This window comes from Paenibacillus sp. FSL H7-0940, assembly GCF_037979415.1.
Classification (GTDB): domain Bacteria; phylum Bacillota; class Bacilli; order Paenibacillales; family Paenibacillaceae; genus Paenibacillus; species Paenibacillus amylolyticus.
Window position 1 is genome coordinate 6,101,922 of record NZ_CP150280.1, and the last position, 21,482, is coordinate 6,123,403.

Genomic DNA, 21,482 nt, shown 5'->3' on the forward strand with positions numbered 1-21,482 from the left:
CCCTCAATTTTCCATTCTGCACTTAACTCAACGAAACCCAATTCGTCTCAACCTTTGCATATCACCGCTCGAAAACAGCGGATCGGCGCGCCGTACATGTCAGACCAGATGGCATCGTCTGGCTCTTTCACATTCAGCTTATCTTCAATGGTTAATCCGGTGACAGCCATGATTGTCTCCAGCAGATCAGGCCGCATCTCGGGCACATCGAAGGTAGCAATTAACTGTCCGTTTGGTTTCAGCACCCGAGCGAATTCACGAAAAGCTCGCAGCATCGTGCCCGTATCCAGATGCTCCAGTACAGAGATACAGAACACCCGATCAAACTTACCCGACTCGTACGGAAGCTGGGCCAGATTAGCCTTTGCACGGTGCAATCGGTCGAGAGTTGATTCCGGCAGATCCTGAGCGGCCTGCTCGCCAAAATCAGAAACAATATCCAGTCTTATCGCCTCTTCAGACAAAATACGTTCATCCCAGTCACAAGCGTGAACCTCGCGGCAGTGTTCGGCAAGCCAGAATTTGAACGGATGGGAGATGCCGCAGGCTGCATCAAGGACGACATCATCTGGACGTGCAAACCGCCGGGCCCATTCATATTCGTAGGGACGGCTCCACCATGCCGGATGCAGCGGGAAGACCAATGTGTCCGTTTTAGGGTCACTTTGCCGAATGTATCTTGATTCCATGAATTCCGTTGCCTTGGGCGTATCCATCATCCCCGAATTCCCTCCTTTAATCCTGTCTCTGCCAAAAAAGATTCCAACACCGTGCTCCACCGGCTCCGCCACCTGGCAAGATCATAGGACAGTGCAGTCTCGCGCGCATAGATTCCCAGTCGTTCTCGCTCGGCCCGATCCTGTACAAGACGTACCAGTGCAGCGGTTAGTTCCTGCTCACCAGGAGGTACCAGTAGCCCATTAAAACCATCCTGAATCAGATCATTCAATCCGCCAACATTGGAGGCAATTACCGGAAGTCCACAGCTCATCGCTTCCAGACAGGCATAGGAGGTGCCTTCCGAGAACACAGTTGGAATCACAGCGATATCTGCCTGATGGTAGGCCTCCCGAATATCCCGGAAATCATACGTGCGCTGGTTAATTCGCTCCGCATGTGGATGAGTACGATGCCAGTAACGAAAGACTCTCCCGACCGTGCTACCTTCGACCAGTTCCCCGGCAAATTCAATCTCCAGATCTGGAAAGGCTCCAAGTAGTTTATCCGCCGCCAACATCATTGGAATAATACCCCGTTCCATGCTGATGCGGCGTGGATAGATAATGCGAATTGGGCGGGGAGAGGTTATACGGGCATCCACAGTTTTCTTTTCAACCTGTCCCTGAATCGGACCATTAACCTGATACTCAGCATCTGCTTCTACCAGAATCTCCGTAGCCCAATCCTTTGAATTCCGGTGATTATGAGCAAACCTATACGTTACGCCATCTGCCTCGACTTCTTCCAGTTTCGATAACTGTAAATGGAAATCTACCGTTTCTTTCCCCTCTCGTTCTTGATCGCTATCTGTATCTCCACCTCCATCTCTGTTAGCCTTACCGCTGTTCGCTCCAGCACCACTCGTTCCACCCTTGCCTTCTGCAGCCTGCACCCCTGATATAACTGCACCAGCACTCTCTACATGACTTGCCAGATCATTCTTCCATGCGACAAGCCATTCGTCTTCCTGTTTCTGCTCGAAGGTCCGCGTTGGCGGGGCAGGTGTGAAATAGGATGTATCCACTGCATTGGGAATCAGGACAACCTGCCTTGGATCGGTATAGGTGCACGCAGCCCGGCAAAAGGTCTGGAAATGGGAATCCACGGATACAATGCGCACGAGTCCATCCAGAGCCAGTTGAATATGTTCCGCGACTTGTTGTTTGGTCTCCAGTGGCAGTCCGGGACGATCCCAGTTAATGCCGTGACAGATGCCAAGACTGCCGGGTTTGTAGGTAATGGGTTGCCACAGACAGCTGGCATAGATCACGGGGCCGCGCGCTGCGGCTGCCATCCGGTCAAAGGCTTCCGGTACATTATCCATGTCGTACGAATAACCAAATACGTCAATCTGCTCCGTCCGAGTCTGGAATTCTTCAAAATAAGAGAGCTGATGAACCTCGGGGATATGCCCGAGTCCTCGGATGACACTGCACAGATCCAGAATATAGCGTTCCAGTCCGCCACCAAATACACGACCGAATTCCCGGTTATACCCATCGGTGAAACTATGCGTCAGAATACTCACCACGCCCATCTCACGGTCCCTCCTTCCAGGGAATCAGCCGAGGTTCCGGATCGAGAATAGACTCGTAATGTGCAAGATTGCCCCACTCACCACTAGGATCAATGCGCTTGTAACGCAAATATTTACGAACCCGGTCCTCCAGACTGCCTGCCCATCCGAGATGCTGAACCTTTAATTCCGTGCTGACCCCAGGCAACACGGTGCAGGACAAGGGAAGACGGGGAACGTGATGATTCTGTTGTGGATAAAAATAAGGATATCCAGGCATATATCGTACAAGTGAAGCGGTATGCCGTTTGTGCAGAGACCAGAGATCATCTTCCCGGTAGTGGGTCCGCCCACCCCACATATCGTAAAAACGGAATGCAAACCAGTCTGCATACTCCTGATTAATCAGAGTACGTATGGCTTTCTTGGCCTCTGTGCTGTACAGCTCATCGGCATCAACTGAGAGCAGCCAGTCGGGACGTGTTCCCGCCGCCGCTTGCCATAAGGTGTTGCGAAGTCGCCATTCCTCAGCGAACAGCGGTTTCTCCAATACCTCCAGACGGACTACCTTAGGATAGGCTTTGCATAGATCTGGAGTTCCGTCCGTGCTGGCATCGTCTACAATCACGATTTCATCCACGAACTCACTCAGATCATGCAATACTTCTTCAAGGTATCGGCCGCGTTCATTGCGAACCTGGAGCATGGCGGTCAGCTTGTTGCCTTTGCTTTTGCGAACCCGACGAATGGAGAAGGGCTCTTTGAATACACTTGTTTCCTCTTGTGTTACAGCAGCATTCTGTTCTGCCTGACCTTGTGAATCATTCCAGTGATGCACTTGGCTTCGGATGTCCTGCGTTGGTTGTGCATGATCCGGGGTGTGATCTCCATGTTCCAATGCGTCTGTATGTGTTCGATCGACTGTTTCGGTTGGCGTGTAAGTGGTTTCGGTTCGGATATTCCTGTGCACCATTGGCCCATTCAACTGTTGTTTACGCTTCTTCGGGTCCAGCATCATGGCACCTCCCCAAGCAATTGCTGTACAGCATGATCCAACAGCTCCAGCTCGACAATCCGGGCCAGTGCATCTTCATCCTCCAGTGCTGTCTCAAGGAAATGTCGGACTGCCCCGTGTCGTTCCCCTCGTAGTGCCAGCGCACTGCCGGATAATTGCTGATAATCCCGGCGACTAGCATCATCCTGAATATCGACTGCATGCACCAGAGCTAGTGCTTCTTCCACACGTCCAGTCTCCTGGTAAATGCGGAATTTCCAATGTCTCGCCGTTTCTCCGCCAAGTTCGTCCAGGATACGCAGGGCATTTCCGTAATCATCATTCATACGCAATAGTTCCGCTCGTACAAGTTGATCTTCTCCTGCCTCAAACCAGCGACAGAGCTGTTCATAATGATGCCGTTCTTGTTCATCTGCTGCACTAATTCCATATACCCGCAGGGCGTCCTCCAACTGTCCAGCCCGGGCATGGATGGCAGACAGGAATCGATAATGGGAGACCACACAATCACTGCGACCATTCATGACCGCATGGGTGAAGGCCTCTTGCAACGAATGGACGGCCCGCGGATCTTCAAGCAAGTACTCATAGGCTGCCAGCAAAAAGGATATCGTCTCATGTGCACCTGCTTTGGCACGGAGCTGACGGTAGAAGTCGGCACGTACACTGCATTGAAGCAGGGTGACACTATCCGGAGTGCCTGACAGGATCTGCCGCAGCGCATGCAGGAAGAGCAATTCGTAGTCCCGGAGAGGGACTTCGAGATCATCCTTTTGCATCGTACCCGCAGGTGCAGGGTCTTCTCCGCCCAGCCAGATAGCACGTACGCCTTGGAATAACAACTTCATATAACGTGTTTCGGAGGATGTGCCTACCAGATCGGCGATGCCGACCAGTTTGGAAATACTGCTCTCCCATAGCGGAGATTCTGCTTCGTTTCCAGCAGGCTCAGGGAGCAGGGCAATACATAGCTCAGGCTCCAGCGAAGCTGTAGCCATTAGCCAGTAGGGATGGGCGACCACGGCTACGGTGCGAGGTTCCAGCAATAGCTGCTCAGCCTCAGGGAGGGAGATGACGGTAATGACCGGAGGTACATGTTCTGTTTGCGTCAGGCTGCTGACATAGTAGACCTCTCCCTCGATCGACAGCAGTGCAGCAATATCGGGATAGGGAAAGGATGACCAGCCTCCTTTGCGAGGGAAGAGAACATACCGGACAGGGGGCTGTGTTGTACTGGCCTTATCCAGGCTGGTTTCAGCGTCTTCACCTGGTAGTGGTGCAGGTTTTTCCATGAATAGTTCACCTCACCTTGACTGTAATATGGAGCGTCTTCGCTCTGCATGTGCTTCATGCTTTCACTTCATATGTAAAGCCCTCACGGTACTTCGCATGATATGCCTGAGACTAACATATGGGCTTTCCGTCCCAAACATGAGTATCTTCCATGAATAGATGCAGTTGGCATGCTGTGATAATAGGCTGAATTTTATCTTTTGTGTGACCAGGATCACTTTTTTTTGCTTTAGAGACGAAGATTGTGATAATTCTCACATGTATAAAATAGGTAATCTGGCACAATACGTTCATCAACGTATTTGGCGGACAGACAGCGAAGGTGCAGCTTCAATGCCAAATACGCATACTGCGAAGTGAACAGAAAGAAGGGGTAACGGTATGGATCCGATTATGTTATCGCGTATCCAATATGCACTTACAACGATTTTCCATTTCTTTTTTGTCCCGCTATCCATCGGTCTTGTACTGTTGGTTGCAATCATGGAGACGTTGTACGTTGTTAAGGGTAAGGAGATCTACAAAACGATGGCGAAGTTCTGGGGCAAACTGTTCCTGATTAACTTTGCCGTCGGGGTAGTCACAGGTATTCTGCAAGAGTTCCAGTTTGGTATGAACTGGTCCGAGTACTCCCGATTTGTCGGGGACGTGTTCGGTGCGCCACTGGCTATTGAAGCACTACTGGCGTTTTTTATGGAGTCTACATTTATTGGATTGTGGATATTCGGATGGGATCGTTTGTCCAAAAAAGTGCATCTGGCCTGCATCTGGCTGGTGTTTGTCGGCACATTCCTGTCCGCGCTGTGGATTCTGGCAGCCAATTCATTTATGCAACATCCTGTTGGGTTCGAGATTAACAACGGCCGAGCCGAGATGAATGATTTCTTTGCACTCATCACAAATGGTCAGCTTCTTGTCGAGTTCCCACATACAATCTTTGGGGCATTGATGACAGGGGCCTTCGTCGTAACCGGGATCAGTGCCTACAAATTGATGAAAAAGCAGGATGTGGAGATCTTCCGCAAATCGTTTAATATTGCGATCATTATCGCTCTTGTTTCTTCATTCGGCGTCGCATTCTCGGGTCACTTCCAGGCGCAATATCTGGTGGAGACACAGCCGATGAAGATGGCAGCCAGTGAGGGCACATGGACAACGACAGAAGATCCGGCGCCATGGACGGTGGTCGCTTTTATTGACCCAGATAAACAGGAGAGTACGGGTGAGATCAAAATCCCTGGATTGCTCAGTTATCTGTCCTACAGCAAGTTCTCCGGTAGTGTCAAAGGTATGAAGGAGCTTCAAGCTGAGTATGAACAGACGTATGGACCGGGGGACTACATCCCGCCGGTACGGACAACATTCTGGAGTTTCCGCATTATGATCGCAGCGGGTGGTTTAATGATTGCATTGGCGCTATACGGTACGTTCCTAGCCATGCGTAAGAAGCTGGAGGTCGCTGGAAAGTGGTTTATGCGTCTGATGGTGTTCGCCATCTCCCTGCCGTTTATCGCCAATACGTCAGGTTGGATTATGACCGAGGTAGGAAGACAGCCATGGACAGTATTTGGCTATATGACAACCGAAGCCGGGGTCTCGCCGAACGTATCCGCAGGAACGATCCTGTTCTCGACCATCGCTTTTACCGCTGCGTATACGGTTCTCGGAATCGTGATGGTATACCTGTTCGTACGTGAGATCAAAGCAGGACCGTTTGCGGTCGAGAAGCCAGAAGATCACGATGAATCGGCCGATCCGTTCGGCGTGGATGGAGGTTATTCCGTTGTCACTAAGTGAGTTGTGGTTTTTGCTGATTGCCGTATTGTTTGTTGGTTTCTTCTTTTTGGAAGGTTTTGATTTTGGTGTGGGGATGTCTACAGGCATTATCGCCAAAACAGACCGTGAACGTCGGACTCTGATCAACTCGATCGGTCCGTTCTGGGATGGTAATGAAGTATGGCTGATTACGGCGGGGGGAGCAATGTTTGCTGCCTTCCCGCACTGGTATGCCACGTTGTTCAGTGGTTTTTACCTGCCACTTGTGGTGGTGTTGCTTGCCTTGATTGGCCGCGGAGTTGCTTTCGAATTCCGCAGTAAAATGAAACAGCAACGCTGGCGCAAAACATGGGACATCATCATTGTTGTCTCCAGCGCGCTCTTGCCTTTCCTGTTCGGCGTGGTCTTTGCCACATTGATGAAAGGTCTGCCCATTGATGGGGAGATGCAATTGCGTGCAGGATTCCTCGATATTGTTAATCCGTACACCGTGATTGGCGGCTTGAGCGTAACGCTACTGTGTCTGGTTCATGGATTGCTGTTTGCATCACTACGAACAGTAGGTGATCTCAGAGAGCGTGCCTTGAAGACAGCGCAAAAATTGATGCTGCCGCTGGCTGCACTGCTCGCTGTTTACGCGTTAATGACGTATTTCATGACCGATGTGTTCGCCGTACGCGGCTGGGCTCTTTGGATCATGGTTGTACTTGGCGCAGTTTCGCTTGCACTTGCGGCATACTTTGTTCGTCAGAAGCGTGAAGGCTGGGCTTTTGGTATGACAGGGGCAGTGATTGCAATTGCCTTTGCCTCGGTCTTTATCGGACTTTTCCCAAGAGTGATGGTGAGTTCCTTTGGGGCGGCATATGACCTGACTGTATACAATGCTGCATCTGGTGCTTATTCATTGAAAGTAATGACCATTGTAGCTTGCACTTTGCTGCCGTTTGTTCTCGGTTATCAGATCTGGAGCTATTATATCTTCCGCAAACGTCTGAACGAGCAGCACCACCTGGAGTACTGATATGGGACGGGGGCTGATGAAGCTGCCGGGCATCCGGCCGGTACTTGCGCTGGCCTCAGCGCTGGTGCTGCTACAGGCGATGACGATCATTATGCAAGCCAAATGGCTGGCACAGGCCATCACGGCATTGTTTGAAGGTTCATCCGTAACGGAGCAGTACCCTGTACTGCTGCTGTTCCTGGCTGCTTTTGCCGCCCGCTACGCCCTATCCTTCTGGTTACAACTCGTGACTTCGCGATATGCGGAGAGGACAGGGACCGATCTGCGCAGAAAGATGGTGGAGCAGTGGTTCAGACTTGGACCGCGTTATGCGAAGACGGAGGGCACAGGCCATCTGGTCACGCTGGCACGTGAGGGGACAGCTCAATACAAGACGTATCTTGAACTATTCATTCCTCGCATGCTGGGCATAGGATTCACACCTATCGTCATTCTGCTGTATGTGTTCAAGCTGGATCTGATGTCCGGGGTTATTCTGATGCTGACACTCCCGATTCTGATCGTGTTCATGATTCTGATTGGCCTCGCAGCTCAGCGTAAGATAGACGGACAATTCAGATCCTACAAAGCACTCGCTAACCATTTTGTCGATACCCTGCGGGGGCTGGAAACGCTAAAAACATTGGGACAGAGCAAAACACATGAAGGGTCCATTCTGCGGGTCAGTCAGCGGTATCGGAAAGCAACGATGTCTACTCTGCGCATGGCTTTTCTTTCTTCGTTTGCACTCGATTTCTTTACGATGTTGTCCGTTGCTTCCGTAGCAGTTGGTCTGGGATTACGTCTGACAGAAGGGCATATGCTACTTGGCCCTGCGCTGACGGTACTGATCTTGGCACCCGAATATTTCCTGCCTGTACGTATGCTCGGCGCTGATTATCATGCCACATTGGACGGTAAGGAAGCTGGAGCGGCTATCAACCAAGTGATTGAACGGGGGAAAGCTGCTGAACAGAAACAAAAAGAAGCCTATGCAAATGTTGTTGCGCATGCGGACATGGCAGAGGATGGGACGGGATCCGCATCATCATTATCTTTGGGTAAAAGGAAAGTCGCTACTTCGACCATACGTGTCGTGTTGAATGATAAAACGGCTGCGGGGCATCTTGCTCCTGCTTCTGTTTCTGCTTCTGTTTCTACTACTCCTGAGCTTGTTTCTTCCTCAGTGTTCTCTTGGAATGAGCATAGCAGATTGGCTCTAACGGATGTACAGGTACGGCATGATGATGAAGGTCCTTATTCGCTAAAGGATGTCACATTTCAGATCACGGGTCTTGGCAAAATCGGTATTATTGGCACCAGCGGAGCAGGTAAGTCCACGTTGATTGATGTATTGGCTGGATTTCAGCTTCCTACTTCAGGCCAAGTATTAGCCAACGGACAGCCTGTGTCACAGGATATGCTTGAATCCTGGCGAAGACAGACAGCAGCTATCCCGCAGCATCCGTATATCTTCAGCGGAAGTCTGGCGGATAACGTTCGTTTCTACATGCCGGAGGCTTCGGATGCGGAAGTGGCCAAAGCTATTAGCGCAGCTGGATTAACCAAGCTACTGTCCTCATTATCCGGTGGACTGTATGAGCCCATTGGGGCTGGTGGCAGACAGCTCAGTGGTGGGCAGGAGCAACGCGTGGCGCTGGCAAGGGCCTTGCTTAGTAAACGAAACATCCTGCTGCTTGATGAACCGACAGCTCATCTGGATGTAGAGACAGAGTATGAACTGAAACAGACGATGCTGCCGCTATTTGAAGGGAAACTTGTATTTTTGGCTACCCATCGTCTGCATTGGATGCCGCATATGGATCGGATTATTGTCATGGATGGCGGCACAGTGGCAGAGACGGGAACACATCAGGAATTGCTGGCAAGACAAGGTGTATATTATCAGATGATTCAGGCCCAAATGGAGGCGATATAAAATGAAGTCCGGATATGAACATATGGAGACCGTCCGTAACGGAAAAGAAAAAAATAGCTGGATTGCTCCGTATTTGGCACAGTACCGCTGGAGATTCATCGCAGTTATTGCGCTAGGTACATGCGCTGCACTGTGTGCGGTACTGCTGCTGTTTACCTCCGGATTTCTGATCTCCAAGTCTGCGCTGCGTCCTGAAAATATTTTGATGGTGTATGTACCTATTGTTGGTGTACGTGCATTTGGGATATTCCGCGCCGTGTTTCGATATATCGAGCGATTGGCAGGACATGATGCCGTACTGCGGGTGTTGGCCGATCAACGGGTGAAATTATATCGCATTCTGGAGCCACAGGCTCTGTTCCTGCGCTCGCGTATGCAGACCGGAGATGTGCTTGGAGCACTCGCTGATGATGTGGAGCGGCTGCAGGATATCTATCTGCGTACAGTCTTCCCTGCGGTTACGGCGCTCGTGATGTACGGTGGGGCTGTGATTGCTTTTGGCAGTGTTGATCTGGGATTTGCGGTGTGGATGGGCTTGTATATGTTATTTCTCGTTGCCGTGTTACCTGCGATCTCCCTGAAAGTGACGTGGAAATGGCGTGTACGGATGAAAAAGGAAAACAGCAGGTTGTATACCCGTCTGACTGACGGTGTACTTGGACTGGGAGATTGGCTTGCAAGTGGACGAGCGGCCGAATTTGTTCAGCAACAGGAAGAAGCGGAGGAACAGGTCGACGCGATTCGTCGCAAGTTGCGGCGCTGGACACGCTGGCGTGATCTGATGGCTCAGTCTGTCATTGGCCTGCTGGTGGTATCGGTTACGTTATGGGCCGGAAATGCCGCTTCTATCGGGCAATTGCCTGCCGTGATGATTGCTGCTTTTGTATTGGTATTATTTCCGCTCACGGAATCAATTCTGCCTGTAGGGGATGCAGTGGAGCATCTTCCCCAGTATCGAGAATCACTGGATCGCTTGAAACAGCTCGAAGGGAAAGGGTATCTTCCGGGGCAGAATGGAGCCGGTGATGCTGATGGAACGGGCGAATCGATCTCTGTAGTAAAAAACGGCAACGTGATGGCTGGACAGACATCGGAGTCCTTGCCAGCTGCGAATGTTATCCCAGACAGACGAATTCGTCTTCGCATTCCACCCAAACTCAGAGCAGACATCGAGATTAATCTCGTAAGTTATCGTTATGCAGCGGATGATTCCTACGCCGTACAGGACGTATCCCTTCATCTGCCACAAGGCAAACGATTAGCTATTCTTGGACGAAGCGGCGGCGGCAAATCAACCTTGTTGAAGCTGATTCAGGGGGCATTGCTTCCATCTGCGGGGAAAGTTCTGATCAATAATATGCCTGTGCAGACCTTGGGTGAGAGTGTCACGGATGTCATCGCAGTACTGAATCAGAGCCCACACCTGTTCGACACCACGGTAGCCAATAATTTGCGGATTGGTCGTCCACATGCAACGGATGAGGAGATTCGTCAGGTGGCCGCCCAAGTAGGGTTATCCGGTCTAATCGAATCTTTGCCGCAGGGATATGATACGCCAATGCTGGAGACGGGCCTGCGTTTCTCCGGTGGGGAAAGGCAACGGATCGCTCTGGCCCGGGTACTGCTTCGGGAGACACCTGTTATTATATTGGATGAACCAACCGTAGGGCTTGATCCGGTGACGGAACGAGAGTTGATGCGCACCATCCTGGACAACTTGCAAGGCAAAACGATGATCTGGGTCACCCATCACCTGATTGGTGCGGAACAGATGGATGAACTTATTTTTATGGAAAATGGAAAGATTGCCATGCAAGGTTCTCACGAACAATTGCTGGCTGGGGAAGAGAGATACCGCCGTCTCATTGAACTTGATCGACCCGGATGGTCTGACTTGCAGACAGTAGAGGGCAAGCTGCCTACTGCCGCTTCCAGATAGCAGGAACTTTCTCGGCAAATGGAAGCGAATAGCGTGTCTCAGGTTCATTAAAACAAAATAACACAAACAAGGGATGCCCCCTGTCATATTCATGACTTATAGGACATCCCCTTTTTGCTTCTTGGTGTGGAGTTTTATGAAAAATCGCTATGTCTATGATGTGAATTGATCTGCAGCAGCCAGTCCCAAGGACTTAACGCTCAGATTTCCTGTGCCAGCAGCATGGCTGTGCCACAGGATTGACGCACAACCAGTTCCGGCTCTACTTTAATGCAACGATTATCCATTTGTTTGTTCATCAGATCAAACAGAATCATGGCAGCAAGGCGTCCGATTTTGTCGGTATCCTGCTTGACGGTTGTGAGCGGTGGATCGGTATAACGGCAGGCTTCGATGTCGTCACAACCTGCCACAGCTATATCTTCTGGAATGCGTAACCCCACTTCCTTAAAGGCGCGAATAGCTCCAAAGGCAAGTAGATCTGTGGCTGCAAACACGGCACGTGGCAGAGTTTTGCAGGCGAGCATTTTCTTGGCCGCTTCGTATCCATCCGCTGCTGCATAATCTTTGCTGTATACAACCCACTCGGGCTTTTCATCAAGACTAAACTGATTTAGTGAACGTTTGAAAGCCATCTCTCTCTGTTGCATCACAAGAGAGGCGCGCTCCAGCCCGATAAAACCAACATCTCGATAACCGTTCATATAAAATTGTTCTACAACTTTGGTTGAGATCTTATCGTTATCGGACATGATGTAACAGGAGCTTTGTCCTGTTAGCTCGATATCTATTCCGATACAAGGAATCGGGCTGGCATCCAGGTCGAATATGCTGCTCTCGACCTCATCCCCCGCAATAATAATACAGCCATCCACTTGAAAATACTTGGATCTCGCCAAGTAGTCCTCACCCTGATCCAGAAACTTCTCATTCGAGAAGAAGAGTAGATCGTATCCAAGCAAGCCAATTTGTTTCTTAAACGCATTGATAACCTGTACGAAGAAAGGGTGGCTGAAATCCACGTTCAGCTTCCCTGCAAACACAACGCCAACGAGGCTGGATTTTTTGGTTGCCAGTGTTTTGGCTGAAGAAGATGGACGATAGCCTGTCTCTTCCATAATTTTAAGCACACGCTGGCGCGTTTCCTCGCTAATATCTGGATAGTTATTGATAATCTTGGACACCGTGGCTACAGACACGCCGGCTAAACTCGCTATCGTTTTGATATTCATAAACATCCCTCGGATTCCTAAACTGGTTTCGTAAACTGGGGCTGTATCGGTTTTTTCGCTTTCTTGCAAGTATTCTATGCTACATAGACCGGAGAGTCAACAGCAGAGAGAGGGTTTTACACTTGAAATGATATGCATCCATAGGTTTGAAGTGATCAAGGAGGTTTGTCGCGAAAATAAGGACGAATTTTAGCTCGTAATCTTAATTATTTTACAGATTTTGAGTCCATTTAAAGGAATTCCGGGTTGTCTGGGGCTTAAATGAAATTATGTCATGTGCTGTGTTTCGTAATTTTCGTGACTATCGTAAAGGGTACCTTGATTTCAACGTATACAGCAATAAATAAAGCTTTTATCAAGCGGGTTGCAGCATGGAAATCAAAAAAACAAAATGACTATTTACAAAATAAAGATCTGAAGTCATAATAAGGGTGAAATTAACGAAACTAATTTCGTAGATTTAATTCAAAAATATGGGGGACAACGAAAATGAAGAAAATGACTTTAGCCATCGTACTTGTAACCGTTTTATTATGTGTGCTCGCCGCTTGTAGTAGCAGCTCTTCGGAATCAGAAGGAACTCAGGCTACAGACAGCACCAAAAAAGTTACCTTGAAGATCATTCACTGGCAGCAAGAGAATATTAACAACTACATCAAAGAGTTTAATACGAAATTTGAAGCGAAATATCCGGACGTAAAGGTGGAGTATACTACCGTTCCGGCAGACGCGACTTACGATCAGTTGATGCAAACACGGATGAACGCCGGAAGTAATGGGGACGTAGATATCATTCCACTCAAATCAAGCTTTGTAGGCGCTCCACAGGAATGGTCCAGTGGTGCTGCTGATCCAATGTGGAAGCAATGGATCGATGCCGGGTTAATCAGTGATCTGTCGGATCAATCTTTTATCAAAAACTACAATGAAGCGGATGTACAGAACGCAATGACGTATAACGATAAGGTGTACGGTGTAAACATGGGCAAGGTGGCATTCACAGGACTGTTCTACAATAAGGAACTCTTCGCAAAATATAATCTGGAGATCCCTACAACCTGGGATGAATTGCAACATGTTATCAAAGTGTTCAAAGACAATGGTGTCGAAGCGCTGGGTCTGGCGGGTAAAGATGTATGGCCAATAGGTCTTGCGGTGCAAGGGCTTCAGGCCTCTATTCATGATGATCAGCTTGCTTATATCAAAGGTCTATGGACTGGTGAAACCAAGCTGACTGATCCGGTTCAACTTGAAGTCTTGCAGAAATCTCAGGATCTGATGAACAATGCAATGCCTGGTTTCATGGGTATTGACTACGGAACATTGCCCAGTTTGTTCGCTACAGGCAAGGTGGCTATGATTGCTGACGGTACTTGGGATGCAACAACAATTCAAACGGCCAACCCTGATCTGAAGTTTGGATATTTCCCAATTCCAGGTAGCAATGATGCAGCCAAGAACAAAAATCTGGCAGGTAAATACGATATGACTTGGATGGTGGTGGATAACTCACCGAACAAGGATTACGCAATGAAATGGCTTGATATGTTATCGGAGAAAGAGAACTACACGGAATTTGTGAATGCAGCCGGATTCCTGCCAACACAGCCTGATGTGGAGATGACAAGTGAGTTTATCCAAGGCATTCAGCCTTACCTGGAGGACTTTAAACTTTCTTGGGATCAGTTGTTCATTAACCGTCAGAATGTAGGACAGTACATTTCGGAGGCCAGCGTTCACGCAGAGATGCTCAAGCCAGCCGGACCGATTGCAACACCGGAAGAGCTTGCGGGTAAATCCCAAGCGGACTGGGATGCTGCTGCTCCAAAGTAATTCATAATCATTCATATTCATGGCACAAGTTGGCCGTATGCGCCGGAATAGCGCTCGGGTCTGAGCCTTCAGGCCAGACAAGGCTGTTATTCCGGTTTTTTTATGTCTTAGTTTTACCCCATGAAAGGTGTGAGGACGATGTATCCGTTTGGGAAAGGTAAGGCAAGACTTATTCCTTATCTGTATTTGAGCATTCCGTTGTTACTTTATGTCGTGTTTGGCTTCGGTCCATCACTTGTGACGATACTGTTTTCGTTTACAGATGCTACTGGTGTTCGGGGCCAGGAATGGAGCTTTATCGGCTTTGAAAACTATAAAACATTTTTTGGTGCATCCAATGCTGGAGACCGAATGGATGCTATTGGGCGATCCTTATACTTTGCGTTTGCTGTTGTGATCATACAAAATGCAGTGGGTTTGTTTATAGCGATTTTGATCAATAAAAAGCTTAGAGGCGATAAATTATATCGCGCGGTATTCTTTTTGCCAGTGGTGCTGGGGGTTACTGTGTCTGGACTCATTTGGCAACTCGTTGCAAATCCGCTGGGCGGACCAGCCCAGTCCTTTCTGAATTTCTTGGGTACCAGTTCCAACTTTTTTGGCGATTATAATATTGCCTTCGAATTGATTATTTTTGTTCAAATCTGGATGTACATGGGTTACTCCATGACGATTTTTCTTGCAGGTCTGCAGTCTATTCCGAGTGATCTGTATGAGGCGGGTTACATGGATGGTGCTTCGGGGTGGAAAGCATTTACAAACATTACATTCCCCATGATTGCTCCTGCATTCACCGTTAACATGCTCTTGTCTATCATAGGGGCATTGCAAACCTTTGATATTATCTATGTACTTACAGGCGGAAAGTTCAATACAACGACGCTTGCGTTTGATGTTTATGCTACGGCATTTGGCACAGGAACGGCTGATTACGGTTTGGCTTCTGCTGTGGCGATGATTCAGTTCCTCTTTGTATTTACCATATCGATGGTCGCTTTATTTTACCTTCGCAGAAGAGAGGTGGAAGCGTAATGAAACAGAGCCAAACGTCCAGAATGGTCAGCTACGTTATCGTTCTGCTCATGCTTGCGTTGTACGTTTTCCCTCTATTCTATCTGTTCAATGTATCCATGAAGACACAGACAGAGTATCTGCTTGATCCTGTAGCTCTTACTGAAGGGATCCGGCTTGAGAACTTTTCCGAAGCATGGAACAAAGGGAACTTCTCTCAGTATATGTGGAACAGTGTGCTCTATACAGGGATGTCCACCCTGCTGACGTTAATTTTATCTATATTTGCTGCATTCCCGCTCGCACGCAGATATGTTAAATTCAGCACACTCATTTATATTTTCTTTCTGATTTCCATGTACCTTCCCAACCCGCTCATTCCGCAGTTTTCCCTGATCAATAATCTGGGTCTTTACAACACCCAAATCGGGTACATCTTATTGAAGACGACAGGTACGGGCATTGCCTTTCTCATGTTTGTGGGTTATATCAAATCAATATCGCGTGAACTGGATGAAGCCTCTGCCATGGACGGGTGCGGGTATACAAGGTATCTGTTCACCATTCTTGTTCCGTTAATGAAACCGATCCTGGCAACAGGTATTATTCTTACCGCGATTGGTGTATGGAACGATATTATCGGGCCAACCATTTATTTATCTGATCCGAATTATCAGCCGGTAACCAAAGGACTCTTTACATTTTATGGACAGTACATGAACAACTGGCCGCTGCTCGCCTGTGGCATTCTGATTGTTACCTTGCCACTGGTTGTCCTGTACGTTGCTTTGCAACGTTTCATTGTTGGAGGTGCTATGGCAGGGGCTGTTAAATCGTAAGTTAGAATCACTCCGCTTTAACTGAAAAGAAAAAAAGGCAAGCGATCCAAAAAAACATCATAAGAAAGCCACCCTCAACGCAATGAAGGTGGCTTCTATTATTTTCATCGTTATTTTGGTTTTATAACTCCACTAACATCAGAATAATGGAGGATAGACACAGACATGTGCTGACTAGATACAGCACACCCACCACCTGATTTTGATTCAATCCGGCACGCAGCAACCGATAATGAGCTTGACTTGCATCGGCCTGATAGATCGCTTTACCTTGAATGAAACGTTTGATAACGACAAAGATGTTGTCGAAGATCGGTACACCCAGCGCCAGAATTGGAATAAAGATGGACAACATGGTTGCTTGTTTGAATGCACCATCCAGAGCGATAACCGCCAGAATGAAGCCAAGGAACGTAGCGCCTGCATCACCCATGAACACTTTGGCAGGGGCTTTGTTGTACTTCAGATAACCAATCGTTACACCGACCAGAATGATCGACATGAGTGCGGAATCACTTTGACCTTTGGCAAGCGCCACGATGAACAGGGTAATTGCCGAGATGGCCGATAACCCGCCAGCCAGTCCGTCCATGCCGTCCGAGAAGTTGATGACTGTTGTCACCCCGAAGATCCACAGGATCGTGAGAATGAATTGCAGCCAGATCGGAAGCATGACATATTCCGCGTTGAAGGGATTCACAAATCCGGTGAACGCAATGCCAGAAGCAAATACGAGTACTGCCGCAGAGACTTGTACGAGCATTTTGGGCAGGGCAGGAAAATCTTTGCCTTTTGTTTTGTACCAGTCGTCGACGGTACCAATCGTTAGCAGAAGCATACCACCAGCGACCAGAGCCGCTGTTTCCCATGTGATTTCTTTTGTCAGAGCAATGTATGTCAGGAAAAATCCAGTAAATATCGCGTAACTCGCCGTGAGCGGGATAGGTTGCCTGTGTAGCTTACGCTCCACATCTTCCCGAGGCTTGTCCACAAAATCGAGCCGGTGAGCCAATCGACCAAGCGGTGGAATAAGCAGAACCACGACAGCAAAAGACACTATAAAAGCCAGTATGTATACCATAAACTCGCTTGTTTCACTCCCATCTACCAATTTCCCCTTATTATACGAGTTAAACAGGAAATCTGTCGATGTCATTATTGTAACCAGACGTACGCAAAGGTGAGCAAAAGTTCAGGTTTTATTGCATGTGAGGAAGATAGGAGCCGAAATAATGTTTTACGGCTTCTGTATGATATCCATCATCACCTTGCCAGGTTGCTGCAAAGACAAAATCACTGGAACCACCTTTGCGTTTTCTTGGTTTATCTCCAGGAGCCAGTATGCCGGCTGCCGCCCAGATTTCCAGCAGGGCATCCCGCTCCTGTTTGCTGGAAGGGAAGAGATCCTTCCACTTCTTCTCAAGTGAGCGAGCACTGTCTTTGGGGTCTTCCGTCTGAGCTGCTTCAAGCAGGTTGACCAGGATGGCTTGGTCTTCAGGGGTTACTTCATATTTCGCATCGTTGTCCTGAAGCAGTAATTCCAGATCCATCAGGCAATAGATAAGCCAGCCGTGACGCACGCCGCCCCACTTAATCCGTTCAAAATTAAGGACGTTTAAGTCGACATCGGAATATTCCTTGTCTGACTGCAAACGCAGGAAGTTACAATCTCCACAGGCACTGGTGTTAGGGTGAAGGGCAGGGCGCTCCGCATAGGTGTGTAAAGGCATGTTCAATGTTAAAGCCCAGCTGGATAATGCGCTGCGTAGATAGACTTTTTTGGTGGACAGACTATGTAGAAATGCCGAAATCACCCGTTCTTTAAACGAGTCCTCCTGATGCATGTCGTACAGACGCTGAACAATCTCGTCATGCGTGATCGTGAGTGGATCGAACATAACACCTTTGCTTTTGGCATATTCAAATTCCTCCCCGGAGAAGGGTAGAGAGGTTGTTTTCCAGCCACCACCTCCCCAGAAGGTGCTCAGCAGTATCTTTGCTGCCTTTTTGTCCATATGGTTAGCCTCCTTTATGGGAATTGCAATTATGATGAAAGTAGTTCTTCAATTTCAAACCTGCTTACTTTAGTCTACGTATTCCTCGGTTGTATTCAGAATCATCTCGACGAGTCCTGGAAAACGTGTGTTTAGTTCTTCCTTTCGTAGGGAATAAAAGTGCTGTTTACCTTCAATGCGTGGCTGGATCACGCCAGCTTCACGTAAAATTTTGATGTGATGGGACAACGTGGATTTGGAAATATGGTCAACTTCGAAGGCGGAGCAGTTTTTCTCGCCAGAACTGGCCAGACAGTGTGCAATTTTCATGCGGATCGGATCGCCCAATGCATTGCAGACCGTGGTCAGCTTCAATTCCGAAGCCATAGGTATCGTTGGAGTTCTCATATCTATGACGTTAGCATATTCGGCTTTCTCTTTCAATGTTTGAAATATTTCGAACTATAGAAGTTGAACTTGTAACTATTACACTTGTTTACTCCGATTGCAGTACCATCTTTCGATCGCTCTTATCCCCAGATTTTCTTTATTCCCTTGGTCCAAGGGAAAAATCCGGTGATAGCGTATGCTTCCGATGTAGCTTTCTTTCAGAAAGCTTTCAAGCGCACGCTTCGCTTCTTCAGATTGGTTCTGCACTCTCCGTGTTAGTGTAAAAGTCGGTCTCAACTTATATATTTCTTGCAGGCAGTATAAGAAGTATGATACATTTCTTTTCAATTAGTTCGAAAATATTCGAACTGAAAGATTAGAAAACGGCTTTTTATTCTAGGAGGAATATAAATGAGTACTATGAGTACCACTACACTGTTGAACAACTATTTCCGTTTATTTGATGCTTCACGTACAGACGAGCGCGCCATGCAGGACTTATTGTCCCTGTTTACACCGGACGCGGAGATTGTGCTTAACGGCACCAGCCGAACAGGATTCGATGGTTTTATGAAAGCTTTCTACGAATATAATAAGGATGTAAAACATATGTGGGACGCGTGGGTGCAACAGCCTGACGGCAGCTACCAGACCAACTGGGCGGTATGTGGACAAGCGGCAGACGGAACGGTATATGCCAAAGCAGGCATTGATATTGCGCGTGTGAATGATGCGGGGCAGATCGTGTACCTAGAGAATGTACAGGCTGACCAGAATGCGTTCAACAAGTATAATCAGTAATAGCGGAGTATTAATAGGTAATAATGCAATGGTTAGGAAACGAAGCTCCGCAGTCTTTCAAGCTGTGGGGCTTTTTTTGTTCGCATATTTAGGTGATTTTAAAGGCGCTGGGGACGAGGGCTTCATCACTCTGATAGCACAGTTTCTACAGGGAAATTGGTACACAAAAACTGTACATGAAGATCTGTACATAAAAATCTGTTCATGAAAAAGACCCTCCCACATGTTTTAAACATGGCGGACGGTCCTCATGAACGTGCATAAGACGTAGTCGCTAGAGCCTTAGGTTATTCTGAGCCAGACGCAGCTTAGGAGATGGTGACTTTCTGCATGGTGACAATAGTCTGTCAATTCTAACGAACCTGAGACGCGCTATTGGAGGATATTTGGCAAAAGTAATTTTCTAACGAACCACAGACAAGTTAGTAGGCTAGATATTAGGTTCTAGAGCAGTTTCGTGCCCCATGTAAGCCGATATAAGGTGGCTCAGGTTCGTTAGATTTTGAAAACATGCTAAAAGCTTCAAATAAGACGTCTACGATTCGTTAGCGTATTCCATGTTCGACTTTTTAAATCCCCGACGTGTAACATCCCACGACTTCCCTACCCTTGCATCGTCTTATTCTGAAAAGCAGCAATATCCGCATACTCTTCTTCAAACTTACGGGAGATGCGGATGAAGATGGGCAGCAATTCCCGGTAGACGCGGACACTGTCCGGGTCCGGCTGGTGCCGATACGTTGATCCGATCATGCCGGAGACGGCACTCAGGGAATCAATGCGGCCAAGAGCATACAAGCCCAGTACGGCTGCGCCGAGGCAGGAGCTTTCGATACTTTCGGGGATGATGACATCCTGATCGAAAATATCGGCCATCATCTGGCGCCATAACTCAGAGCGGGCGAAGCCGCCTGTCGCCTGAATTTTTTTCGGACGGCCAATCTTTTCTTCGATCGCCAGCATGACCGTGTACAGGTTAAACAACACACCTTCGAGCGCGGCGCGAATCATATGTTCTTTCTTATGATGCAGCGTCAGGCCGAAAAACGAACCCCGTGCATTGGGATTCCAGAGCGGAGCCCGCTCACCTGTCATATACGGATGGAACAAGAGACCTTCCGAACCTGGAGGTACATTTTTCGCGACACGAGTGAGCACTTCATATGGATCGATGCCAAGTCGTTTCGCAGTCTCCACCTCGGAAGCTGCAAACTCGTCCCGAATCCAGCGAAAAATAACACCGCCATTGTTCACCGGTCCGCCAATGACCCAGGCATCCTCCGTGAGCGCATAACAGAAGAAGCGTCCTTTGGGATCGGTCACCGGTTTATCTACGACTGTACGAATCGCTCCACTGGTACCAATGGTCACGGCCACGACGCCCGGATCAATGGCGTTCACGCCCAGATTGGAGAGCACACCATCACTTGCACCGATGACAAATGGTGTGGTGACCGCAATGCCCATCTCCTTGGCGTACTCCGGGTGCAACCCATGTTTCAGCACATGAGTGGTTGGAACCAATCGGGACAGGTGTTCCGGCGTAATGCCCGCCACATGCAGCGCTTCTGCATCCCAGTCGAGTTTTTCCAGATTCATGAGTCCGGTTGCGGAGGCCATGGAGTGATCAATGACGTATTCAGAAAATAATTTATAGAAAACATATTCTTTCATGGATATGAATTTGTGCGTCCGTCTGAACAGTTCCGGTTGATCCCGAGTGAGCCACATGATCTTGGTGAGTGGGGACATCGGATGAATCGGCGTACCTGTTCTCAGGTATATTTCGTGACCATTCATCTCCGATTTGAGTGCTTCGGTCCACTCGGCACTGCGATTATCCGCCCAAGTCATGGCCCGCATCAGCGGTTTGCCGTGTTGATCGACAGGCAGAATGCTGTGCATGGCTGAACTGAAGGATACAAACAGGATGTCCTCTGGCTTCACTCCCGCTTTGGAAGTGGCCTGTTTAACGGAATCGATGACTGCTTTGAAAATATCTTCCGCATCCTGCTCCGCAATCGCAGGTGTGGGGGTGTGCAGCGGATAATCGGCACTGCCTTGAGCCACAATGGTTCCGTTCTGTTCGAACAAGACGGCCTTGGTGGAGGTCGTGCCGATATCTACGCCGATCATATAGGGTGAAGAAGCCATTTTGTCATCCCTCTTTCTTAAATATATAAG

At 48.5% G+C, this 21,482-nt stretch carries 17 protein-coding genes; 8 read left to right on the forward strand and 9 right to left on the reverse strand.

Annotated elements, in window-relative coordinates; all coding sequences use genetic code 11:
- Positions 1-47 precede the first annotated feature (47 nt).
- From MHB71_RS26935 to MHB71_RS26950, 4 genes are read right to left on the reverse strand one after another with little or no spacing between them, the layout of a single operon-like run.
- Positions 48-719: a class I SAM-dependent methyltransferase gene (locus tag MHB71_RS26935; protein ID WP_340028142.1), complete on the reverse strand. Its 672-nt coding sequence runs from the start codon at positions 717-719 to the stop codon at positions 48-50.
- Complete coding sequence (locus MHB71_RS26940; RefSeq protein ID WP_340028143.1) at positions 716-2,257, reverse strand: glycosyltransferase; 1,542 nt, start codon at positions 2,255-2,257, stop codon at positions 716-718. Before MHB71_RS26940 ends, MHB71_RS26935 begins: the two co-directional genes overlap by 4 nt.
- A 1-nt stretch (position 2,258) precedes the next feature.
- Complete coding sequence (locus tag MHB71_RS26945; protein ID WP_340028144.1) at positions 2,259-3,254, reverse strand: glycosyltransferase; 996 nt, start codon at positions 3,252-3,254, stop codon at positions 2,259-2,261.
- Positions 3,251-4,543: a hypothetical protein gene (locus MHB71_RS26950; RefSeq protein WP_076329262.1), complete on the reverse strand. Its 1,293-nt coding sequence runs from the start codon at positions 4,541-4,543 to the stop codon at positions 3,251-3,253. The genes MHB71_RS26945 and MHB71_RS26950 overlap by 4 nt, the downstream gene beginning before the upstream one ends.
- 382 nt (positions 4,544-4,925) lie before the next feature.
- On the opposite strand from MHB71_RS26950, the gene MHB71_RS26955 reads away from it, so the two are divergent.
- The 4 genes from MHB71_RS26955 to cydC are packed head-to-tail and all read left to right on the forward strand — an operon-like array spanning position 4,926 to position 11,198.
- On the forward strand, positions 4,926-6,341 hold the full coding sequence (locus MHB71_RS26955; RefSeq protein WP_076320331.1) for a cytochrome ubiquinol oxidase subunit I: 1,416 nt from the start codon (positions 4,926-4,928) through the stop codon (positions 6,339-6,341).
- Positions 6,286-7,341 carry a cytochrome d ubiquinol oxidase subunit II gene (gene cydB, locus MHB71_RS26960; RefSeq protein WP_244898245.1) on the forward strand — a complete coding sequence of 352 codons (1,056 nt, stop codon included), beginning with the start codon at positions 6,286-6,288 and terminating at the stop codon, positions 7,339-7,341. The genes MHB71_RS26955 and cydB overlap by 56 nt, the downstream gene beginning before the upstream one ends.
- Before the next feature lies 1 nt (position 7,342).
- Positions 7,343-9,259, forward strand: a complete 1,917-nt coding sequence (cydD, locus tag MHB71_RS26965; RefSeq protein WP_340028145.1) for a thiol reductant ABC exporter subunit CydD — start codon at positions 7,343-7,345, stop codon at positions 9,257-9,259.
- Between the two features lies 1 nt (position 9,260).
- Positions 9,261-11,198: a thiol reductant ABC exporter subunit CydC gene (gene cydC / locus MHB71_RS26970; protein WP_340028146.1), complete on the forward strand. Its 1,938-nt coding sequence runs from the start codon at positions 9,261-9,263 to the stop codon at positions 11,196-11,198.
- Between the two features lie 200 nt (positions 11,199-11,398).
- Here the strand turns inward: cydC and MHB71_RS26975 are convergent, their stop codons facing one another.
- Entirely contained in the window at positions 11,399-12,430 is a 1,032-nt protein-coding gene (locus MHB71_RS26975) for a LacI family DNA-binding transcriptional regulator (RefSeq protein WP_036667984.1), read from the reverse strand.
- 489 nt (positions 12,431-12,919) lie between these two features.
- On the opposite strand from MHB71_RS26975, the gene MHB71_RS26980 reads away from it, so the two are divergent.
- The 3 genes from MHB71_RS26980 (at position 12,920) to MHB71_RS26990 (ending at position 16,113) form a co-directional block, all read left to right on the forward strand.
- Positions 12,920-14,263, forward strand: a complete 1,344-nt coding sequence (locus MHB71_RS26980; protein ID WP_340028147.1) for an extracellular solute-binding protein — start codon at positions 12,920-12,922, stop codon at positions 14,261-14,263.
- Positions 14,264-14,401: 138 nt separating this feature from the next.
- Positions 14,402-15,295 carry a sugar ABC transporter permease gene (locus MHB71_RS26985; RefSeq protein ID WP_036613007.1) on the forward strand — a complete coding sequence of 298 codons (894 nt, stop codon included), beginning with the start codon at positions 14,402-14,404 and terminating at the stop codon, positions 15,293-15,295.
- The gene (locus tag MHB71_RS26990; protein WP_074092669.1) at positions 15,295-16,113 is read left to right on the forward strand and encodes a carbohydrate ABC transporter permease; all 819 of its coding nucleotides are present in this window, start codon (positions 15,295-15,297) and stop codon (positions 16,111-16,113) included. The genes MHB71_RS26985 and MHB71_RS26990 overlap by 1 nt, the downstream gene beginning before the upstream one ends.
- Before the next feature lie 121 nt (positions 16,114-16,234).
- Here MHB71_RS26990 and MHB71_RS26995 read toward each other — a convergent pair whose 3' ends face one another.
- The 3 genes from MHB71_RS26995 to MHB71_RS27005 all read right to left on the reverse strand — a co-directional run bounded on the left by MHB71_RS26995 (position 16,235) and on the right by MHB71_RS27005 (position 18,515).
- Complete coding sequence (locus MHB71_RS26995; RefSeq protein ID WP_036613004.1) at positions 16,235-17,194, reverse strand: MraY family glycosyltransferase; 960 nt, start codon at positions 17,192-17,194, stop codon at positions 16,235-16,237.
- Between the two features lie 118 nt (positions 17,195-17,312).
- Positions 17,313-18,128, reverse strand: coding sequence for a hypothetical protein (locus MHB71_RS27000; RefSeq protein WP_340028148.1), 816 nt, complete (start codon positions 18,126-18,128; stop codon positions 17,313-17,315).
- Between the two features lie 69 nt (positions 18,129-18,197).
- Positions 18,198-18,515, reverse strand: coding sequence for a metalloregulator ArsR/SmtB family transcription factor (locus MHB71_RS27005; RefSeq protein ID WP_340030231.1), 318 nt, complete (start codon positions 18,513-18,515; stop codon positions 18,198-18,200).
- Positions 18,516-18,908: 393 nt separating this feature from the next.
- On the opposite strand from MHB71_RS27005, the gene MHB71_RS27010 reads away from it, so the two are divergent.
- Complete coding sequence (locus tag MHB71_RS27010) at positions 18,909-19,298, forward strand: nuclear transport factor 2 family protein (RefSeq protein ID WP_340028149.1); 390 nt, start codon at positions 18,909-18,911, stop codon at positions 19,296-19,298.
- A 603-nt stretch (positions 19,299-19,901) separates the two neighbouring features.
- On the opposite strand, the gene gntK is transcribed toward MHB71_RS27010, so the two are convergent.
- Entirely contained in the window at positions 19,902-21,452 is a 1,551-nt protein-coding gene (gntK, locus tag MHB71_RS27015; RefSeq protein WP_340028150.1) for a gluconokinase, read from the reverse strand.
- Between the last annotated feature and the right edge of the window lie 30 nt (positions 21,453-21,482).

What these genes read in the sequence shown, in the direction of transcription:
- MHB71_RS27000 (WP_340028148.1), bottom strand. Translation starts at nt 18,128, where the DNA reads ATGGACAAAAAGGCAGCAAAGATACTGCTGAGCACCTTCTGGGGAGGT.
- MHB71_RS27005 (WP_340030231.1), bottom strand. Translation starts at nt 18,515, where the DNA reads ATGAGAACTCCAACGATACCTATGGCTTCGGAATTGAAGCTGACCACG.
- cydD (WP_340028145.1), top strand. Translation starts at nt 7,343, where the DNA reads ATGGGACGGGGGCTGATGAAGCTGCCGGGCATCCGGCCGGTACTTGCG.
- MHB71_RS26985 (WP_036613007.1), top strand. Translation starts at nt 14,402, where the DNA reads ATGTATCCGTTTGGGAAAGGTAAGGCAAGACTTATTCCTTATCTGTAT.
- MHB71_RS26945 (WP_340028144.1), bottom strand. Translation starts at nt 3,254, where the DNA reads ATGATGCTGGACCCGAAGAAGCGTAAACAACAGTTGAATGGGCCAATG.
- MHB71_RS26980 (WP_340028147.1), top strand. Translation starts at nt 12,920, where the DNA reads ATGAAGAAAATGACTTTAGCCATCGTACTTGTAACCGTTTTATTATGT.
- MHB71_RS26940 (WP_340028143.1), bottom strand. Translation starts at nt 2,257, where the DNA reads ATGGGCGTGGTGAGTATTCTGACGCATAGTTTCACCGATGGGTATAAC.
- MHB71_RS26955 (WP_076320331.1), top strand. Translation starts at nt 4,926, where the DNA reads ATGGATCCGATTATGTTATCGCGTATCCAATATGCACTTACAACGATT.
- MHB71_RS26935 (WP_340028142.1), bottom strand. Translation starts at nt 719, where the DNA reads ATGATGGATACGCCCAAGGCAACGGAATTCATGGAATCAAGATACATT.
- cydB (WP_244898245.1), top strand. Translation starts at nt 6,286, where the DNA reads ATGAATCGGCCGATCCGTTCGGCGTGGATGGAGGTTATTCCGTTGTCA.
- MHB71_RS26975 (WP_036667984.1), bottom strand. Translation starts at nt 12,430, where the DNA reads ATGAATATCAAAACGATAGCGAGTTTAGCCGGCGTGTCTGTAGCCACG.
- gntK (WP_340028150.1), bottom strand. Translation starts at nt 21,452, where the DNA reads ATGGCTTCTTCACCCTATATGATCGGCGTAGATATCGGCACGACCTCC.
- MHB71_RS26990 (WP_074092669.1), top strand. Translation starts at nt 15,295, where the DNA reads ATGAAACAGAGCCAAACGTCCAGAATGGTCAGCTACGTTATCGTTCTG.
- MHB71_RS26950 (WP_076329262.1), bottom strand. Translation starts at nt 4,543, where the DNA reads ATGGAAAAACCTGCACCACTACCAGGTGAAGACGCTGAAACCAGCCTG.
- MHB71_RS26995 (WP_036613004.1), bottom strand. Translation starts at nt 17,194, where the DNA reads ATGGTATACATACTGGCTTTTATAGTGTCTTTTGCTGTCGTGGTTCTG.
- cydC (WP_340028146.1), top strand. Translation starts at nt 9,261, where the DNA reads ATGAAGTCCGGATATGAACATATGGAGACCGTCCGTAACGGAAAAGAA.
- MHB71_RS27010 (WP_340028149.1), top strand. Translation starts at nt 18,909, where the DNA reads ATGAGTACTATGAGTACCACTACACTGTTGAACAACTATTTCCGTTTA.